Annotated in this window: 15 protein-coding genes and 1 tRNA gene; 12 read left to right on the plus strand and 4 right to left on the minus strand. The window is 61.2% G+C overall.

Annotation, left to right across the window (positions count from 1 at the left end):
• Window positions 1–12: 12 nt before the first annotated feature.
• Entirely contained in the window at window positions 13–252 is a 240-nt protein-coding gene (locus ACWPW0_RS06385; RefSeq protein WP_447590063.1) for a sulfurtransferase TusA family protein, read from the plus strand.
• A gap of 54 nt (window positions 253–306) precedes the next feature.
• Here ACWPW0_RS06385 and ACWPW0_RS06390 read toward each other — a convergent pair whose 3' ends face one another.
• Both ACWPW0_RS06390 and ACWPW0_RS06395 read right to left on the minus strand, forming a co-directional pair.
• Window positions 307–780 carry a peroxiredoxin gene (locus ACWPW0_RS06390; protein ID WP_447590065.1) on the minus strand — a complete coding sequence of 158 codons (474 nt, stop codon included), beginning with the start codon at window positions 778–780 and terminating at the stop codon, window positions 307–309.
• Window positions 781–790: 10 nt separating this feature from the next.
• On the minus strand, window positions 791–1,348 hold the full coding sequence (locus ACWPW0_RS06395) for a glycine cleavage system protein R (RefSeq protein WP_447590067.1): 558 nt from the start codon (window positions 1,346–1,348) through the stop codon (window positions 791–793).
• Window positions 1,349–1,561: 213 nt separating this feature from the next.
• Between ACWPW0_RS06395 and dapA the strand changes: the two genes are divergently transcribed.
• The 9 genes from dapA to rmuC all read left to right on the plus strand — a co-directional run bounded on the left by dapA (window position 1,562) and on the right by rmuC (window position 9,299).
• Window positions 1,562–2,440 (plus strand): 4-hydroxy-tetrahydrodipicolinate synthase, encoded by an 879-nt coding sequence (gene dapA / locus ACWPW0_RS06400; RefSeq protein ID WP_447590069.1) that lies wholly within the window; start codon window positions 1,562–1,564, stop codon window positions 2,438–2,440.
• A gap of 17 nt (window positions 2,441–2,457) precedes the next feature.
• Window positions 2,458–3,573: an outer membrane protein assembly factor BamC gene (gene bamC, locus ACWPW0_RS06405; protein WP_447590071.1), complete on the plus strand. Its 1,116-nt coding sequence runs from the start codon at window positions 2,458–2,460 to the stop codon at window positions 3,571–3,573.
• A gap of 102 nt (window positions 3,574–3,675) precedes the next feature.
• On the plus strand, window positions 3,676–4,545 hold the full coding sequence (locus ACWPW0_RS06410; RefSeq protein WP_454254776.1) for a phosphoribosylaminoimidazolesuccinocarboxamide synthase: 870 nt from the start codon (window positions 3,676–3,678) through the stop codon (window positions 4,543–4,545).
• Between the two features lie 173 nt (window positions 4,546–4,718).
• Window positions 4,719–4,808: transfer RNA gene (locus ACWPW0_RS06415), tRNA-Ser, on the plus strand.
• Window positions 4,809–5,085: 277 nt separating this feature from the next.
• Entirely contained in the window at window positions 5,086–5,457 is a 372-nt protein-coding gene (locus ACWPW0_RS06420; protein WP_454254777.1) for an antitoxin Xre/MbcA/ParS toxin-binding domain-containing protein, read from the plus strand.
• Between the two features lie 61 nt (window positions 5,458–5,518).
• Window positions 5,519–6,271, plus strand: a complete 753-nt coding sequence (locus ACWPW0_RS06425; protein ID WP_454254778.1) for an RES family NAD+ phosphorylase — start codon at window positions 5,519–5,521, stop codon at window positions 6,269–6,271.
• Between the two features lie 168 nt (window positions 6,272–6,439).
• On the plus strand, window positions 6,440–6,841 hold the full coding sequence (locus tag ACWPW0_RS06430) for a hypothetical protein (RefSeq protein ID WP_454254779.1): 402 nt from the start codon (window positions 6,440–6,442) through the stop codon (window positions 6,839–6,841).
• Between the two features lie 451 nt (window positions 6,842–7,292).
• Window positions 7,293–7,715 carry a tetratricopeptide repeat protein gene (locus tag ACWPW0_RS06435; protein ID WP_447590212.1) on the plus strand — a complete coding sequence of 141 codons (423 nt, stop codon included), beginning with the start codon at window positions 7,293–7,295 and terminating at the stop codon, window positions 7,713–7,715.
• Between the two features lie 222 nt (window positions 7,716–7,937).
• On the plus strand, window positions 7,938–9,299 hold the full coding sequence (gene rmuC / locus ACWPW0_RS06440; protein ID WP_454256701.1) for a DNA recombination protein RmuC: 1,362 nt from the start codon (window positions 7,938–7,940) through the stop codon (window positions 9,297–9,299).
• 320 nt (window positions 9,300–9,619) lie between these two features.
• On the opposite strand, the gene ACWPW0_RS06445 is transcribed toward rmuC, so the two are convergent.
• A complete protein-coding gene (locus tag ACWPW0_RS06445) occupies window positions 9,620–10,318 on the minus strand; it encodes a pirin family protein (protein WP_454254780.1) in 699 nt (232 codons plus the stop codon).
• Window positions 10,319–10,439: 121 nt separating this feature from the next.
• Window positions 10,440–13,910, minus strand: coding sequence for a hybrid sensor histidine kinase/response regulator (locus tag ACWPW0_RS06450; RefSeq protein ID WP_447590215.1), 3,471 nt, complete (start codon window positions 13,908–13,910; stop codon window positions 10,440–10,442).
• Between the two features lie 192 nt (window positions 13,911–14,102).
• On the opposite strand from ACWPW0_RS06450, the gene ACWPW0_RS06455 reads away from it, so the two are divergent.
• On the plus strand, window positions 14,103–14,672 hold the full coding sequence (locus ACWPW0_RS06455; RefSeq protein WP_447590217.1) for a GNAT family N-acetyltransferase: 570 nt from the start codon (window positions 14,103–14,105) through the stop codon (window positions 14,670–14,672).
• Window positions 14,673–14,678: 6 nt separating this feature from the next.
• Window positions 14,679–15,527: an AraC family transcriptional regulator gene (locus tag ACWPW0_RS06460; RefSeq protein ID WP_454254781.1), complete on the plus strand. Its 849-nt coding sequence runs from the start codon at window positions 14,679–14,681 to the stop codon at window positions 15,525–15,527.
• Window positions 15,528–15,551 lie beyond the last annotated feature (24 nt).

The raw sequence follows: 15,551 nt of genomic DNA on the forward strand, positions 1-15,551 counted from the left end.
TGGAGCGTACCGATGAATGATGCTGTTGTCTGTGATGCCGAGCTGGATGCCAGTGGTTTGAATTGCCCGCTGCCGCTGCTCAAGGCCAAGCTGGAGTTGAACCGCCTGCCCAGTGGGGCGGTGCTCAAGGTGACGGCAACCGATGCCGGTTCGCAGCGTGACTTTCGTGCCTTTGCCCGGTTGGCAGGTCATGAGTTGTTACAGGAAGAGGAGGCGGAGGGCGTGTTCCGCTACTGGCTGCGCAAGGGGTGAGAATTGCTTACTACTGAAAAGGGCCGTCCATACGGCCCTTTTTTATTGCGCTGCTCAGCCTTTGTGCAGGGCTTGTGCGGCGGCGAGTACGGCATCCACATGGCCGGCAACCTTCACGCCGCGCCATTCTTTGCGCAGTACGCCGTTGCTGTCGATGAGAAAGGTGCTGCGCACGATGCCCATGTATTCCTTGCCGTAGTTTTTCTTCAACTGATACACACCGAACTGCTCGCACAGGGCGTGTGCTTCGTCGCTGATCAGTTCGAAGGGGAAGCCCTGCTTGGTCTTGAAGTTCTCGTGCTTCTTCAGGCTATCCATGGAGACGCCGAACACCTGGGTGTTGGCGGCGAGAAAGGCGTCGTGCTGGTCGCGGAAGTCCTGGCCTTCGGTGGTACAGCCCGGGGTGCTGTCCTTCGGGTAGAAGTAGATCACTACTTGTTGCCCTTTCAGGGCAGACAGTGAGACGTGCTGGCCGCTGGTGGCTGGGGCGGTGAAGTCGGCAACCGGTTGGTCGAGGCTAACTGCCATGGGTCTTCCTTTATGGGTTCTGTGGGCGCCAGGGCTCGATCAGTGCATCGAGGTTCAGGGCGTCGGCGAAATCGAGGAACTGGTCGCGCAGCCAACTGATCTGCGTACCGGCTGGCAGCGTCACGGTCAGGGTGGCGTTGAGCAATGTGCCGCCGGTCTGCGGAGCCTGATAGGTGTCGCAAGTGATGTTCTCCAGCTCCACACGGTGGTCGCTGAAAAACTGGCACAGCTCGTTGAGGATGTCCGGGCGATAGGCGCAGCTCACGTAGGCTACGTAAGGAAGTGCCTGCGGACGGATATCGAGAGCCGCGCTGCGGGTCATGTTGATGCTGAAGCTGTGCTTCTTGGCCAGGGCCGGGAGTATCGCTTCCAGGCGCGCCAAGGCATCCCAGCTGCCACTGACCTGCAGGATCAGGGCGCTGTACTCGCCATGCCGGGTCAGGCGCGTGCTGACGATGGCGCAGCGACTCTCCTGGCTGCTCCGGCACAGAATGCTGGTCAGCTCCATGGGGTTGGCGCCGAGTGCACTGATGACGAGGAATTGTTCGCGAACCGAAGGGGTGGACATGCAGCATTCCTAAAGCGATGAGTGATCGACACGTAACGTGCCGAACAAAGACGGAAGGGTAGCGAAAAGCACCGCGCAGGGGAATGCCGAGCCTGCGTCTGTCGAGGCCGGCGCGCCATTTAGGTTAACGCGTCGGCGGTGCAGTCCTTCGCTTGTGCAACCCTGGTGGCGTCAGTACCATTACGGCTCTCTTTTTCCAGCAGGAGCGGTTGCATGATTTCGGGCAGTATGGTGGCACTGGTCACGCCCATGGACGCGCAGGGTGGTCTGGATTGGGACGCCTTGAGCAAGCTGGTGGACTTCCACCTGCAAGAGGGCACCAACGCCATCGTCGCCGTCGGCACTACGGGTGAGTCCGCTACCCTGGATGTCCACGAGCATGTCGAGGTCATCCGCCGCGTGGTTGATCAGGTCAATGGCCGCATCCCAGTGATTGCTGGCACGGGTGCCAACAGCACACGTGAAGCCGTCGAACTGACACAGAACGCCAAGAGCGTCGGCGCCGATGCCTGCCTGCTGGTGACGCCGTACTACAACAAGCCGACCCAGGAAGGCCTGTACCAGCACTTCCGCCATATCGCCGAGGCTGTCGCCATCCCGCAGATCCTCTACAACGTACCGGGCCGCACCGTTTGCGACATGCTCCCGGAGACCGTCGAGCGCCTGTCCAAGATTGCCAATATCATCGGTATCAAGGAAGCCACCGGTGACCTGCAACGTGGCCAGGAAGTGCTCGACCGCGTGAGCAAGGATTTTCTCGTCTACTCCGGTGACGACGCCACAGCTGTCGAACTGATGCTGATCGGCGGCAAGGGCAATATCTCGGTGACTGCCAACGTCGCGCCGCGTGCGATGGCTGAGCTGTGCGCTGCTGCCATGGCCGGCGATGCCGAAACCGCACGGGCGATCAATGAGCGTCTGATGCCGCTGCACAAGAATCTATTCATCGAATCCAACCCGATTCCGGTGAAGTGGGCGCTGAACGAAATGGGCCTGATGCTCGACGGCATCCGTCTGCCCCTGACCTGGCTCAGCCCGCGTTGTCATGAACCGCTGCGTCAGGCCCTGCGCCAGTCCGGCGTACTGGTTTAACCGAGGAAGCATTACGCATGAAGCGATTGGCCGGACTGTCTGCCCTTGCCGTGATTATCACCAGCACCAGTGGTTGTGGTTGGCTGTGGGGTGACAACGGTTATTTCCGTGACCGTGGTACCGATTACCTGTCGGCGCGGCAAGCTGCGACCATGCAGATGCCGCCGGACATTGACGGCAAACGCATCGATCCGTTGCTGCCGATCCCGAACAACGTGGCTGACACCAACGAGGTTCCCGGCAAGTTCGAGGTGCCCCGTCCGCAGCCCATGTCGGTCGAGGCAGGCGCCAGTGAATTCAGCCTGCAGAAAAGTGGCGATTCGCGCTGGTTGGTGGCTCAACGTGCGCCAGCAGAAGTCTGGCCGGTTGCGCGCGAGTATTTTGCCAACAATGGTTTCCGCATCACCGATGAGCGCCCGCAAACAGGCGAGTTCAGCACGGAATGGCAAGCGGCCAAGGAGCTGGCTCCCTCCATGGCGCGTCGTCTTGGCAGCTTGCTGAGCGACAGTGCCAACGACGTGCGTGTGCATGTGCGCATCGAGCCGGGTGTTGTGCGCAATACCAGTGAAGTCTTCGTGGTCAGTGCTGAGCGCAAGGCGGGCGATACTGCCGATGTGCCTTTCCCGGCGCGTACCGGTAATGCCTCTCTGGAAGCCTCGTTGCTCGATGGCATGCTGGCTGACCTGAGCAGCAGCGCCGAACACGGCTCCGTATCCCTGCTCGCGGCACGTGATTATGACGCGCCGAGCCGTGTCACCCTGTCGCGCGACGGTAACGGCAACCCGGTTCTGCACCTGAGCACCGATTTCGACCGTGCCTGGTCGAGTGTTGGTCGCGCGCTGGAATTGGCTGACCTGCGGGTCGACGATATCAACCGCAGCCTGGGCGTGTATTACGTCAACCTGGCAGAAGGGGCTCGGCAGAAAGATGACGAGCGTGGTTTCTTCAGTCGCCTGTTCAGCAGCAAGCCGAGCCAGGAAGAAATCGATGCCCGTGCCGAGCGCTATCAGGTGCGCCTGACCAACAGCGCCAGTGGCGATGTACAGGTTTCCGTGGAGAAGGACATCAACACCTCGGCGCCAGAAGATGTCGCCCGTCGTGTGCTGTCGCAGATCCAGGAAAACCTGGGCTAATACCGAGCTGGCCGATCTCAAGGGGTCGGTTGCGCAGTTAATCGATAGGCGAAACCCGGTGGGTTTCGCCTGTTTCGTTTTGATCGAGGCGGAAATTCCGACATGACTACCCCCCGCTCGCTGAGCCTGAAAAAGATCTACTCGGGCAAGGTCCGTGACCTCTATGAAATCGACGACCAGCGCATGCTGATGGTCGCCACGGACCGCCTGTCGGCCTTTGACGTGATCCTCAATGAGCCGATCCCCGAGAAGGGCAAGATCCTCACGGCGATCTCCAATTTCTGGTTCGAGAAACTGGCGGGTCTGGTGCCGAACCACTTTACCGGCGACAAGCCGGAAGACGTGGTGCCGGCCGCTGAGTGGTCGCTGGTAGAAGGACGGGCAGTTGTTGCCAAGCGCCTCAAACCGGTAGCCGTCGAGGCAATCGTGCGGGGCTATATCGTCGGTTCCGGCTGGAAGGAATACCAGAAAAGCGGCACGGTCTGCGGTATCCAGTTGCCGGCAGGGCTGAAAGAGGCTGCCAAACTGCCTCAGCCGATCTTCACCCCGTCGACCAAGGCTGCTGTCGGCGACCATGACGAGAACATCTCATTCGCTCAGTGTGAAGCCATCATTGGCGCCGAACTGGCGGCGAAGGTGCGTGATACGGCGATTGCCCTGTACAGCGCTGCCGTCGAATATGCTGCGACTCGCGGCATCATCATTGCTGATACCAAGTTCGAGTTCGGTCTGGATGAGAACGGCACGCTGACCCTGATGGATGAGGCGCTGACACCGGACTCAAGCCGCTTCTGGCCTGCAGATAGTTACGTTGAAGGCAGCAATCCGCCAAGTTTCGACAAGCAGTTCGTGCGCGATTGGCTGGAGTCCACAGGTTGGAACAAACAGCCGCCAGCTCCGGCCGTACCTGCCGATGTCGCACAGAAGACCGCGGACAAGTATCGCGAAGCGCTGACCCGTCTGACGGAATAGCAATCGAGGAATAAGGAAAGAGGAGCTGTTGCTCCTCTTTTTTGTTGGGGGAAGGGAATGGTATTGACCTGGGATTGGTGCCCGGTCATGACGCAAGCGCCTGAAAGCACGCGAAAAAATAAAGAAATGGGGTTCGCCTGACGACGCTGAGCTGCTATCATGCGCCCCGCCGTGGGAAGATGCCGGAGTGGCCGAACGGGACGGATTCGAAATCCGTTGTGTACGCAAGTGCACCTAGGGTTCGAATCCCTATCTTCCCGCCATATCGAATATTCGCTAAGCCCCTGAAATCACAAGTGATTTCAGGGGCTTTTTCGTTCTTGCAGAACAATCTTTGCGGTCGCAGTCAGCCTTGCTCACGGCTCGCTGATTCTAGTGGGCCGAAATGGGTGAAGCCCCCTATGTATGGAGATGGAGCCATGTATGGCTTACCCCTGCAGATGCTCCATTGGTCTGATCGTCAGGAACTCTCTTTCTTTTATTTGTTCTGTTTGGGATATTAAATCCTGAATTTGTTGTAAACAGACGTAGGGTGATCTGATGACTGCCTTAACCAAGCCTGATGTCGACGCCGACGCCGTGCTGCTAAAGGCCTTGCTCAATACGCGTGAGCAGTTGGGGCTGACCCAGCAGGAGCTCGCCGGTATCGTCGGGGTTAACCGGTCCGCTATCAGTCGCTGGGGAGAGAGCGGTGGGTTGCGTCCGCAGAGCAAGACGGGAGAGCTCGCCCTGTTGCTGATTCGCGTCTATCGCGGGCTGTATGCCTTGTTCGGTGGAAATCTCGGTGATATGCGCCATTTCCTGCGTTCGGAAAACCATCATCTCGCAGGTGTGCCGTTGGCGCAGATGGGGCAGATTCAGGGGTTGGTGCGGGTAGTGGAGTACCTTGATGCCATTCGCGGGAAGGTATAGCGGTAGCGAACATGGCTGGGATTTCGACAATGGGCTACGTGCCGACCTGAGTGAGTAACGTATGGGTATCTGGCAAGCTTGCTCGGGGGAACAGCAGATCACGCCGTTGCGAGGGCGCCTGGTGCGTCTGGTGGAGAGCCAGGTGCAGGTAGCGACGCTGCACTTGGTCGATACCTTGGAAGAGCAGGCGCTGCTCGAGCAGTTGCTGGAGTCCAGCAAGCCGCCGTTGCCGCCCAGTGATGAGCCCTTGCATTACCTGTTACACACGCCATTTCGCTATCCGCCGCTGCGCTGGGGCTCGCGCTTTGGGCGTCGTCATGAGCCGAGTCTGTTTTACGCGGCATGCCGTCTGGAAACTGCGATGGCTGAGACGGCCTATTATCGCTTCGTCCTGTGGAGTGGCATGCTCACGCCACCGCCGAGCGGACGCATCCTTTCCGAGCACTCTTCGTTCGAGGCGCGCTATCAGGTCGAGCGTGGCATTCGCTTACAGGCATCACCTTTCGTGGCGTATCAGGCTCAGTTGACTGACCGACGTGATTACCGGGCGACCCAGCAGCTTGGCAGCGATATGCGTGCTGCCGGTATCGGAGCGTTTGAATATCTCTCGGCACGTTGCCCTCAGCAGGGCTGCAATGTCGCTTTGTTCACGCCGCAGGCGTTGAGCGAGCGGCGGCCACGTAACCTGACGCCCTGGCTGTGTGAAACCACCGGCGATTATGTAGCGTTCAAGCGGACCCAGAGCTTCGATGTGCCACATCGTTTCTCGCGGGAGCTGTTCCTGATCAATGGCGAGTTACCTTTGCCGGCCTGAGGGAGCGGCTGATGCGAACCAGGCAAGAACATCGAACTTCGCCCTGTGATACCTGATGAATACACCTAGAGCATCTGGCCTTTTCTGTGCCCATTGACGGGCGCTGCCGATGCGCAGAAGGTGGCGCCCTTTATTGCGCGCTACATTGCCCTTACCACTGGAGTGTCCATGTCCCAGATCGATCCGCAACATCGCCAGGCCGTTCTCGATAATCCTCAGGCACTGGATTGCACCGTGTATCGCCCTGACGAAAGCGACCTGGATGCAGAGGAGATTGATCTGGGCGACGCCAAGGTATTGCTTGCCGGCCCCTTCGTCGCGCCCGCTGATTGGGATGCTCAGGAGCGTGAAGACTTCTTCGGTGACAGCGATCCGGATCTGTTCGTCACGGCCTACCTCGAGTGCGAGGCCAAACCTGGTTCTGCGGCTTATTTCCAAGCGTCGGTCGGCGACTACATCGCGACCATGTCGGGTGCAGGCGAAGTGGTGATGTATTTCGTCGAGGATTACCGCGAGAGCGACAAGGGGCGTCTATTCATATTGCTGCGCGATGACCAGACGCTGGACTGACCTGCAGGGGCAACGTGCGTGCATGACTTCTGAATCAAGCAGTAATTGGGTGCCCGCATGATGCGGGATGCCCAAGGCTAGACAGTGCGCGGCCTGTACGCCCAGAAACAGCACAGGCGACGAACGGCGTGGAGACTTGTGCACAATAGTGATGCACCTTGTCAAGTTGCTGTCACAAAGTCTCGTAAGCACTTGATAAATCGTCATGATTTTGCAAGTCAATGAAAAATAAGGACTTTTTTTGATGGTGAAAAAAGCACCAGTTTGACCCCAGCCCCCACGCCATGGGTGGTGAGAGAAGTTTTCATCAAGTTGTCCACGGAGTTATCCACAGGTTTTGTGGATTGTCCTGAGTATAGGTTTCAGAGCCGATTCGCCCGCTTTTGGCAAGCCTTTACCTGCGAAAAAAAGAGAGTAGAGTGGCGCGCCTTCGTCGCTACCAGCCGTTCTCATGAAGTCTCGCGTTTTGTCTGCTGCCGCTCAAACTCCTGCTAATGATGGCGGCCGCCTGCCGATGCGCATGGCGTTCTGGTTGTTGGATCGCCCGCGTCTGGGGCGCAGTGCCAGCATCAAGCGTTTTGCCGGGCGCATGCTCAAGTTGCCAGCCCGTCAGGGCGTGGTGGAGGCACAAAGCCGACTGGGGCAGATCCTCTGTCGCGATTGTGGCAATGCCCGTGATCGACGTATCGGTCTGGAGCTGCTGCGCCAGGCTGCTCGCTGCGGTGACCTGCGGGCGCAACTCGAGTTGGGGCGCCTGTATAGCCAGCCACGCCAGCGTGAGCTGCCTCAGGCGCTTCACTGGTTGGAGCTGGCCGCCGGGCAGGGCTCGCAGGATGCGACCCGGTTACTCGAAGAGCTGCGTCCGCCCGTCTGATCGCCCCAGGTTTGCATGGCTGCGCTCGCTTCCGCGAATCACGCCTCGGCTGGGTATACTGCCGGGCTACTGCGTAGCTGATAGCGAGTTTCTGCCGTGCCCTTGCCTTTTACCTTCGACCTTTCCTCCCTGTTGCTTGGCTTGCTGGTGGCGGCAGTGCCCCTGGCTGTTCTGGCGTGGCAATTGCAACGCAAATTGGCCGTGCAGGGTGCGGAGCGGCAACTGCTTGAGGAGCGGCTGAATACTTCCCGCCTGGCTCAGGACGGTCTCGCTGTACAGCTTGATAACAGCCTGGATGAGTTGCGCGAATTGCAGCAGGACAGCGCGCGCCAGCAGGCAGATCTGGCAGCACTGCGCCGGGAAAGCGAACTGCTTGCCGTTGAGCGCGAAGCATCTCGCGAGGCGGCGCAGGTCTGGGGCCGCGAGCGTGAGCAGAAGGAAAATGAATTGCGCCGCCTGGAGGCACAAGGTGCCGGCCTGAAGGCCGAATTGCGCGAGCAGCAGGAAAATCATCAGCAGCGCCTGAGCGACCTGCAAGGTGCGCGCGATGAGCTGCGCGCGCAGTTCGCTGAACTGGCCGGCAAGATATTCGATGAGCGCGAACAGCGTTTCGCCGAAACCAGCCAGCAGCGGCTTGGCCAGTTGCTCGACCCGCTCAAGGAGCGCATCCAGTCGTTCGAAAAACGTGTCGAGGAGAGCTATCAGAGCGAGGCGCGCGAGCGCTTCTCCCTTGCCAAGGAGCTGGAGCGCCTGCAATTGCTCAACCAGCGCCTGGGTGACGAGGCGACCAACCTGACCCGTGCCCTCAAGGGCCAGAAGACCCAGGGTAACTGGGGCGAACTGGTGCTGGAACGGGTGCTCGAGCATGCCGGCCTGGAGAAGGGGCGGGAGTACGAAACGCAGATCAGCCTCAAGGGTGCCGACGGCGAGCGTTTCCAGCCGGACGTGCTGATCCAGCTGCCAGGCGACAAGCAAGTGATCATCGACGCCAAGGTCAGCCTTACTGCTTACCAGCAATACATCGCGGCTGATGATGAGGTGATCCGTCAGCAGGCGCTCAAGCAGCATCTACTGTCCCTGCGCAGCCACCTCAAGGGCTTGTCCGGCAAGGACTACAAACGCCTGGATGGGCTGCACAGTCTGGACTTTGTGCTGCTTTTTGTGCCGATAGAGGCGGCTTTCGCCGCTGCCTTGCAGGCTGATCAGAATCTGTTTCAGGAGGCTTTCGAGCAGCATGTGGTGATCGTAAGCCCGACCACGTTGCTGGCCACGCTGCGGGTGATCGACAGCCTTTGGCGCCAGGAGCGGCAAAGCCAGAACGCCCGCGAGATCGCCGAACGCGCCGGGCAGTTGTACGACAAGTTCGTGGCTTTTATCGGAGATCTCGATGAGGTGGGCAGCCGCCTGCAGCAGCTGGACAAGGCGTATGCCGCGGCACGCAACAAACTGGTGGACGGACGCGGCAACCTGGTTGGCCGAGTAGAGAACCTCAAGCTGCTGGGCGCTCGCGCCAGCAAGAGCCTGCCCACCGACGTCCTGGAGCGTGCGGCAGGCTTGCCCTTGCTCGACGAGGGTAATGAGTAAGCGAGTTGGCGTAGGAAGCGCAGGGCCTGAGCGGCCCTGTGGTGATCAATGTCTTGCGCTTTCCTTGGAGGCTGTTGATGTTTCGATCTGACTCAATGAACCAGATGGAAATGTACTTCAAGTCTGGCCCTTCGAGCGGCCCTCTCTGAGGCAATTGCGGATATCGCAACTGGTGGGCTGAAGCCCATCCTACGTGGAGTTCAGGCTCTGTAGGGTAGGCCGGGCGGCGCTCTGCTTCAGCCCGCCAATCGGCGCGTCATGAAAACGCAAACGTTGATTGTCCGCTATTGCCTCGCTCCAGCCATCCATGCCAACGCGCCCTAGGCCACGTCGACCAGGATCACTTCGCTGTCCTGCAGCGCAGTCACGCGCACGAGCTCTTCCTCGGCAATGGCTACGCCGTCGCGTTCGGCAGCCGGTACGCCGTTGACCTCAATCGCTCCCTTGGCCGCGACCAGATAGGCCTTGCGTAGCCGCCCCAATGGATACTCGGCCGTCTGCCCGGCCTGCAGAGTCGCCGCTACCAGACGGGCATCGGCACGGATACGCAGGGCATCGCTATCTGCTTCATGGCCGCTGGCGAGCACCACGAACTGGCCGGCGCGTTCGCCTTTGGGGAATGGCTTGGTACCCCACGAAGGTGCCTGACCATCCTGGTCCGGAATGATCCAGATCTGGAAGAGCCGGCAGGTCACGTCTTCCTGGTTGTATTCGGAGTGGGCGATGCCAGTCCCGGCGCTCATGACCTGGACGTCACCCGCCTCGGTGCGGCCCTGGTTTCCCAGGTTGTCGCGGTGGCTGATCGCACCTTCACGGATATAGGTGATGATTTCCATGTCGCGATGCGGGTGGGGCGGAAAGCCGCTGTTTGCGGCGATTTCATCGTCGTTCCACACGCGCAGTTGACCCCAGTGGTCGCGCTGCGGGTCGCGATAGTTGGCGAAGGAGAAATGGTGGCGTGCATTCAGCCAGCCATGGTCCTCGTGGCCGAGGGAGTCGAAGGGGCGAATGTCGATCATGCTCGTGGTCCTCTGAGGGCGCGGTGACGCCGGGGTATGGCAGGCATGATCTATCTTGGTTTATTGAATTAAAAGCGCAAAAAATCCCGACAAACAATCGAATAATTTGATCTTGAAGTGGTCAGCTCAAACTCAGATGGCGGCTGATCAAGGCACGCAAGGCAGCCGGTTTGACCGGTTTGGCCAGGTAGTCGAGGCCGGCGGCATGCACGGCGGCGATCAATTCCGGGCGCCCGTCAGCGCTGATCACCACGCCGGGCAAGGGCTCGCCCATGCGTGTGCGCAGCCAGGCCATCAGTTCGGTGCCGGTGTCGCCTTCATCCAGGTGGTAGTCGATCAGCGCCAGTTGCGGGCGGACGTCTTCGTCCAGCAGGTGCTCGCACTCCAGGCGATTGCGCGCGGTCCACACCTGGCAGCCCCAGCGCGAGAGCAGGCTGTGCATGCCGGTGAGGATGCTGTCCTCGTTGTCGATGCACAGCACCTGGGCGCCACTGAGAACATGGCCGTTGGTTTCGCTGACCAGGCGCGGGGCGCTGACGGCTGGGTGGCGGGCGAGTGGTACGCTGACGCTGAACACGCTGCCCTTGCCGGGCCACGAACGGACCTCCAGGCGATGGCCGAGTACCCGGCACAAGCCGTCGGCAATCGCCAGGCCCAACCCCAGGCCCTTTTCGGCGCGGGTCTGGTGGCTGTCCAGGCGTTTGAACTCTTCGAAGATCACCTTGCGCTTGTCTTCGGGGATGCCGGGGCCGCGGTCCCAGACTTCCAGGCGCAGGTTGCGTCCCTCGCGGCGCACACCGAGCAGTACGTGCCCCTTGGCGTAACGGAAGGCATTGGTCAGGAAGTTCTGCAGCACCCGACGCAGCAGTTTGGGGTCGCTCTCGATGCGCAGGTCGCTCGAAAGGAGACGGAAGTCGACCCGCTGCTCTTGGGCCAGTGCCTTGAACTCAGCGCCCAGGGCCTCGAACAGGGTGCTCAGCGGGAAGGCACTTAGGTCGGGGGTGATGCGGCCATTTTCCAGGCGCGAGATATCCAGCAGATCGGTGATAAGGTCTTCGGCGGAGCGCAGCGAGCTGTCCAGGTGGCGAACCAGCTCCTGCGCCTCGTTGGGCAATGCCTCGGCTTGGTGGGAGAGGGCGGCGGAGAACAGGCGGGCGGCATTCAGAGGCTGCATCAGGTCATGGCTGACGGCGGCGAGGAAGCGGGTCTTCGATTGGTTGGCGGCTTCGGCCGTGCCCTTGGCTTCGCCCAGGGCCTGGTTCAGTTGCGACAGCTCGCGGGTACGTTCGTCTACGCGCTGTTCCAGGCCTTCGTTGGCATCCTTTAGCGCTTGTTCGGCTTCGCGGAAGGCGGTGATGTCGGTGAAGCTCATGACGAAGCCGCCGCCGGGCATGGGGTTGCCGATCAGCTCGATGACCCGGCCATTGGGAAACAGGCGCTCGGAGGTGTGCTGCTTGCCCTGGCGCATCCAGTACAGGCGCTTGGCCACATGGCCGTCGACATCGCCGGGGCCGCACAGGCCGCGCTCGGCGTTATAGCGGATGATGTCGGCGATTGGCCGGCCAACACTGATCAAGCCTTCGGGATAGCCGAACAGCTCCAGGTAGCGGTGGTTCCAGGCAACCAGGCGCAACGACTGGTCGACCACGCTGATGCCCTGGGTGATGTTCTCGATGGCGCCCTGCAGCAGGGCGCGGTTGAACTGCAGCACCTCGGAGGCTTCGTCGACGATGCGCACCACATCCTCGACCTGCATATCGCGGCCTTCGATGGCCGCGCGCACCACGGCGCGGGTGCTGGAGGCGCCGAGCACACCGGCGAGCAGGCGCTCGGTGTGGGCGATCCACTCGTTGTCGGCGTTCTGGTTGGGGGTGAAGGGCTTGTCCTGCTGGTAGGAGAAGCGCACGAAGCTTTGTCGGGCGCGATCCTCGCCGACGAAGCGTGCCGCCAGTTCCATCAGGTCGGCGACTTGGACGGCCAACGGGTTGCGGTTGCCTTCGCGGGCGGCGATTTCCTGGCCGATGAAACGCCCGGCCTGCCAATGTTCGGAGACTCGGGTGCGGGAGAACCAGGACACCCAGGCGAATAGCAGGAAGTTGCCGAACAACGACAGCAACACGCCGCGGGTCAGTGGGTCGATCTCGATGCCGACGGGGTAATACAGCAGCTCTGGCAGCAGCGGGAAGCTATCCAGCGACCAGCGCAGGCCGCCAGCGACCAGGGGCAATACCAGGGTGTAGAACCACAGTGTGCAGCCAGCGGCGAGCCCGGCGAACACGCCGCGGCGGTTGGCTTGCTTCCACATCAGGGCGCCGAACATGGCCGGCACCAGTTGGCCGATGGCGGCGAACGACAATTGGCCGATGGTGGCCAGGCTGGCGTTGGGGCCTAGCAGGCGGTAGCACACATATGCCAGCAGCAGGATCACGACGATGCTGACCCGGCGGGCGCTGAGCATCCAGTGGCGGAAGGCCTCGAACGGGCGCTCGGCGCTTTGCCGGCGCAGCAGCGCAGGCAGCAGCATGTCGTTGGAGATCATGGTCGACAGGGCGACCGAGGCCACGATCACCATGCCGGTGGCCGCTGAGGCGCCGCCGATGAAGGCCAGTAGCGCCAGCGAGGGATGCGCTTCGGCCAGTGGCAGGTTGATGACGAAGGAGTCCGGTTGCACGCCTGCGGGGAGCAGTAGCTGACCGGCCAAGGCAATGGGGATGACGAACAGGGAGGCCAGTAATAGATAGGCTGGGAACACCCAGCGCGCGAGGCGCAGGTCTTTCGGGTCGTTGTTCTCCACCACGGTGACGTGGAACTGGCGCGGCAGGCAGACGATGGCCGCCATGGCCAGGCCGGTCTGCACCAGCATGGCCGGCCAATTCACTGCTTCCGCCCAGAACTCCTGCAGTTCAGGCGCCTGTATGGCCTGTCGGTGCAAGTCGCTGAAGCCGTCATAAAGGCCCCAGGTGACGAATATGCCGACAGCCATGAAGGCCAGCAGCTTGACCAGCGACTCGAAGGCGATGGCCAGAACCATGCCGCGGTGGTGTTCGGTGACATCGAGGTTGCGCGTGCCGAACAGCACGGTGAACAGGGCCAGGGCCAGCGAGACGATCAACGCGGTGTCCTGGCCACTGCTGACGCCGGGCGTGGCGCCGATCAGCAGGTTGACGCCGAGCACGATGCCTTTCAGTTGCAGCGCGATGTACGGGAGTATGCCGACCAGGCAGATCAGCGCGACGACAACGGCCAGTGACTGTGATTTGCCATAACGGGCGGCAATGAAGTCGGCAATGGAGGTGATGTTCTCCTGTTTACTGATCATCACCATCTTCTGCAGCACCCAGGGGGCGAACAACAGCAGCAGAATCGGTCCGAGGTAGATGGGCAGAAATGACCACAACTGGCCGGCCGCCTGGCCCACGGCGCCGAAGAAGGTCCAGCTGGTGCAGTAAACGGCCAGCGACAGGCTGTAGATCCAGGCGCGCGCCCGTGGCGGCAGCGGTGCACGTCGACGGTCGCCATAGAAGGCGATGGCGAAGAGGGTGGCCATGTAGATCAGGGCGACCAGGGCGATCAGCCCGCCGGAAAGAAACATGCAGACTCCAAGGGTAGGTGTTGTCGAACACCCGGCAGAACCAATCATCACCGCCTGTTAGGCAGCCATTGGAGTAGTCTCGCACGCGTATCGTCGCGCGTCAGGCCGACCATGGTCGCAAAGCGTTTGAGCGTCTGTTGCGCCACTACTCCCATTGTTGGCCGTATAATCAGTTTTTTTCGGAGTTTATCGATGTTCGAGCCGCAATCTACCGTCCTGCAGCAGGGAGCCTTGCGCCTCGAGCCGCTCGCTGAAGCTGATCTGCCGGACCTGCTGGCCCTGGCTGAGGCCAACCGCGAGCAGCTGCAATACATGGATGGTCCACTGCGTCCGGATTGGTACCGCGCTGCGCTGGCTGACCAGGCCGAGCAGCGTGCCGTGGTTTTTACCATTCGCCTGTCGGGTAAGGTGATCGGCACCACCCGGTTTGCTGACTTCAACAAGCAGCTGCCTGCTGCCGAGATCGGCTGGACCTGGCTGGATGCGGCCCAGCACGGCACCGGACTCAACACCTCGATCAAGTACCTGTTGCTGCGCCACGCCTTCGAGGAGTGGCAACTGGTGCGCGTGCAACTGAAAACGGCAGCGAGCAACCTGCGCTCGCAAGCTGCGATCGCCAAGATTGGCGCCCAGCGCGAAGGCGTGTTGCGTAACCATCGACGACTGGCCGACGGTCGTCTCGACGATACCGTGATGTTTAGCGTCACCGACCGCGAGTGGCCACAGGTCCGGCAGCAGCTCGAGGCGCGCTTTGGCGCCTGATCGAAGATGACGCGGGCGCGCGAGCAGACGCGTTTCTGGCAGGCGGATGCCCTGGCCGGAGTCGAATTGCTGCACGCGCGCTACATTGATCAGCGCTTCGCCCCACATGTGCACGAAGGGTTCGTGTTCACCATGATCGAGCACGGTTGCCAGCGTTTCCACCACCGTGGAAGCGAACATCTGGCACCGGTCGGCAGCATGGTGCTGATCAACCCGGATGAGGTGCACACCGGCTCCAAGGCGCATGAGGAAGGGTGGCGCTATCGAGCGTTCTACCCGGAGATCGCCAAGGTTACCGGCGTCCTCGATGAGCTTGAGCTGGGTCAGCGTGGGTTGCCTTCTTTCGGCCTCAGTGTGCTGCAGGATGCGACCTTGCATCAGGCTTTCACCGGTTTGCATCTTCTGTTGGAGAGCGGTGCCAGTGCCTTGCAGCAGCAGACGGCCTGGCGCGAGGCGATTCTCGCACTGTTCCAGCGCTATGCGCGTATTCCCGAGCTGCCCGCCGCCGGGCGTGAACCGCAGGCTGTGGCGCGGGCCAAGGAGCTGCTCGGCAGCCAGTTGTCTGATCCGCCTTCGCTGGAGCAGTTGGCGGCGCAGGTCAATCTTTCGCCTTTCCACTTCGCCCGGGTATTCCGCCGTGCCACCGGCTTGCCTCCGCATGCCTGGCTCAAACAGCGGCGTCTGGAGCAGGCCCGGGCATTGTTGAGGGAAGGCTGCACAGCGCTGGCAGTGGCCATGCAGCTGGGCTTCGCCGACCAGAGCCACCTGAGTCGTCAGTTCAAACAGGCCTACGGGGTGGGGCCGGGTGAATACCGCAACGCCTGCGCAAGATCGTTCAATATTCCACGCGCCTGAGTCAGCTAGCCTGTAGCCATCAGC

The organism is Pseudomonas sp. Marseille-Q8238 (assembly GCF_965111915.1).

Excerpts from the sequence above, each read along its gene's own strand:
- ACWPW0_RS06385 (WP_447590063.1), top strand. The coding sequence starts at position 13 with ATGAATGATGCTGTTGTCTGTGATGCCGAGCTGGATGCCAGTGGTTTG.
- ACWPW0_RS06390 (WP_447590065.1), bottom strand. The coding sequence starts at position 780 with ATGGCAGTTAGCCTCGACCAACCGGTTGCCGACTTCACCGCCCCAGCC.
- ACWPW0_RS06395 (WP_447590067.1), bottom strand. The coding sequence starts at position 1,348 with ATGTCCACCCCTTCGGTTCGCGAACAATTCCTCGTCATCAGTGCACTC.
- dapA (WP_447590069.1), top strand. The coding sequence starts at position 1,562 with ATGATTTCGGGCAGTATGGTGGCACTGGTCACGCCCATGGACGCGCAG.
- bamC (WP_447590071.1), top strand. The coding sequence starts at position 2,458 with ATGAAGCGATTGGCCGGACTGTCTGCCCTTGCCGTGATTATCACCAGC.
- ACWPW0_RS06410 (WP_454254776.1), top strand. The coding sequence starts at position 3,676 with ATGACTACCCCCCGCTCGCTGAGCCTGAAAAAGATCTACTCGGGCAAG.
- ACWPW0_RS06420 (WP_454254777.1), top strand. The coding sequence starts at position 5,086 with ATGACTGCCTTAACCAAGCCTGATGTCGACGCCGACGCCGTGCTGCTA.
- ACWPW0_RS06425 (WP_454254778.1), top strand. The coding sequence starts at position 5,519 with ATGGGTATCTGGCAAGCTTGCTCGGGGGAACAGCAGATCACGCCGTTG.
- ACWPW0_RS06430 (WP_454254779.1), top strand. The coding sequence starts at position 6,440 with ATGTCCCAGATCGATCCGCAACATCGCCAGGCCGTTCTCGATAATCCT.
- ACWPW0_RS06435 (WP_447590212.1), top strand. The coding sequence starts at position 7,293 with ATGAAGTCTCGCGTTTTGTCTGCTGCCGCTCAAACTCCTGCTAATGAT.
- ACWPW0_RS06445 (WP_454254780.1), bottom strand. The coding sequence starts at position 10,318 with ATGATCGACATTCGCCCCTTCGACTCCCTCGGCCACGAGGACCATGGC.
- ACWPW0_RS06450 (WP_447590215.1), bottom strand. The coding sequence starts at position 13,910 with ATGTTTCTTTCCGGCGGGCTGATCGCCCTGGTCGCCCTGATCTACATG.
- ACWPW0_RS06455 (WP_447590217.1), top strand. The coding sequence starts at position 14,103 with ATGTTCGAGCCGCAATCTACCGTCCTGCAGCAGGGAGCCTTGCGCCTC.
- ACWPW0_RS06460 (WP_454254781.1), top strand. The coding sequence starts at position 14,679 with ATGACGCGGGCGCGCGAGCAGACGCGTTTCTGGCAGGCGGATGCCCTG.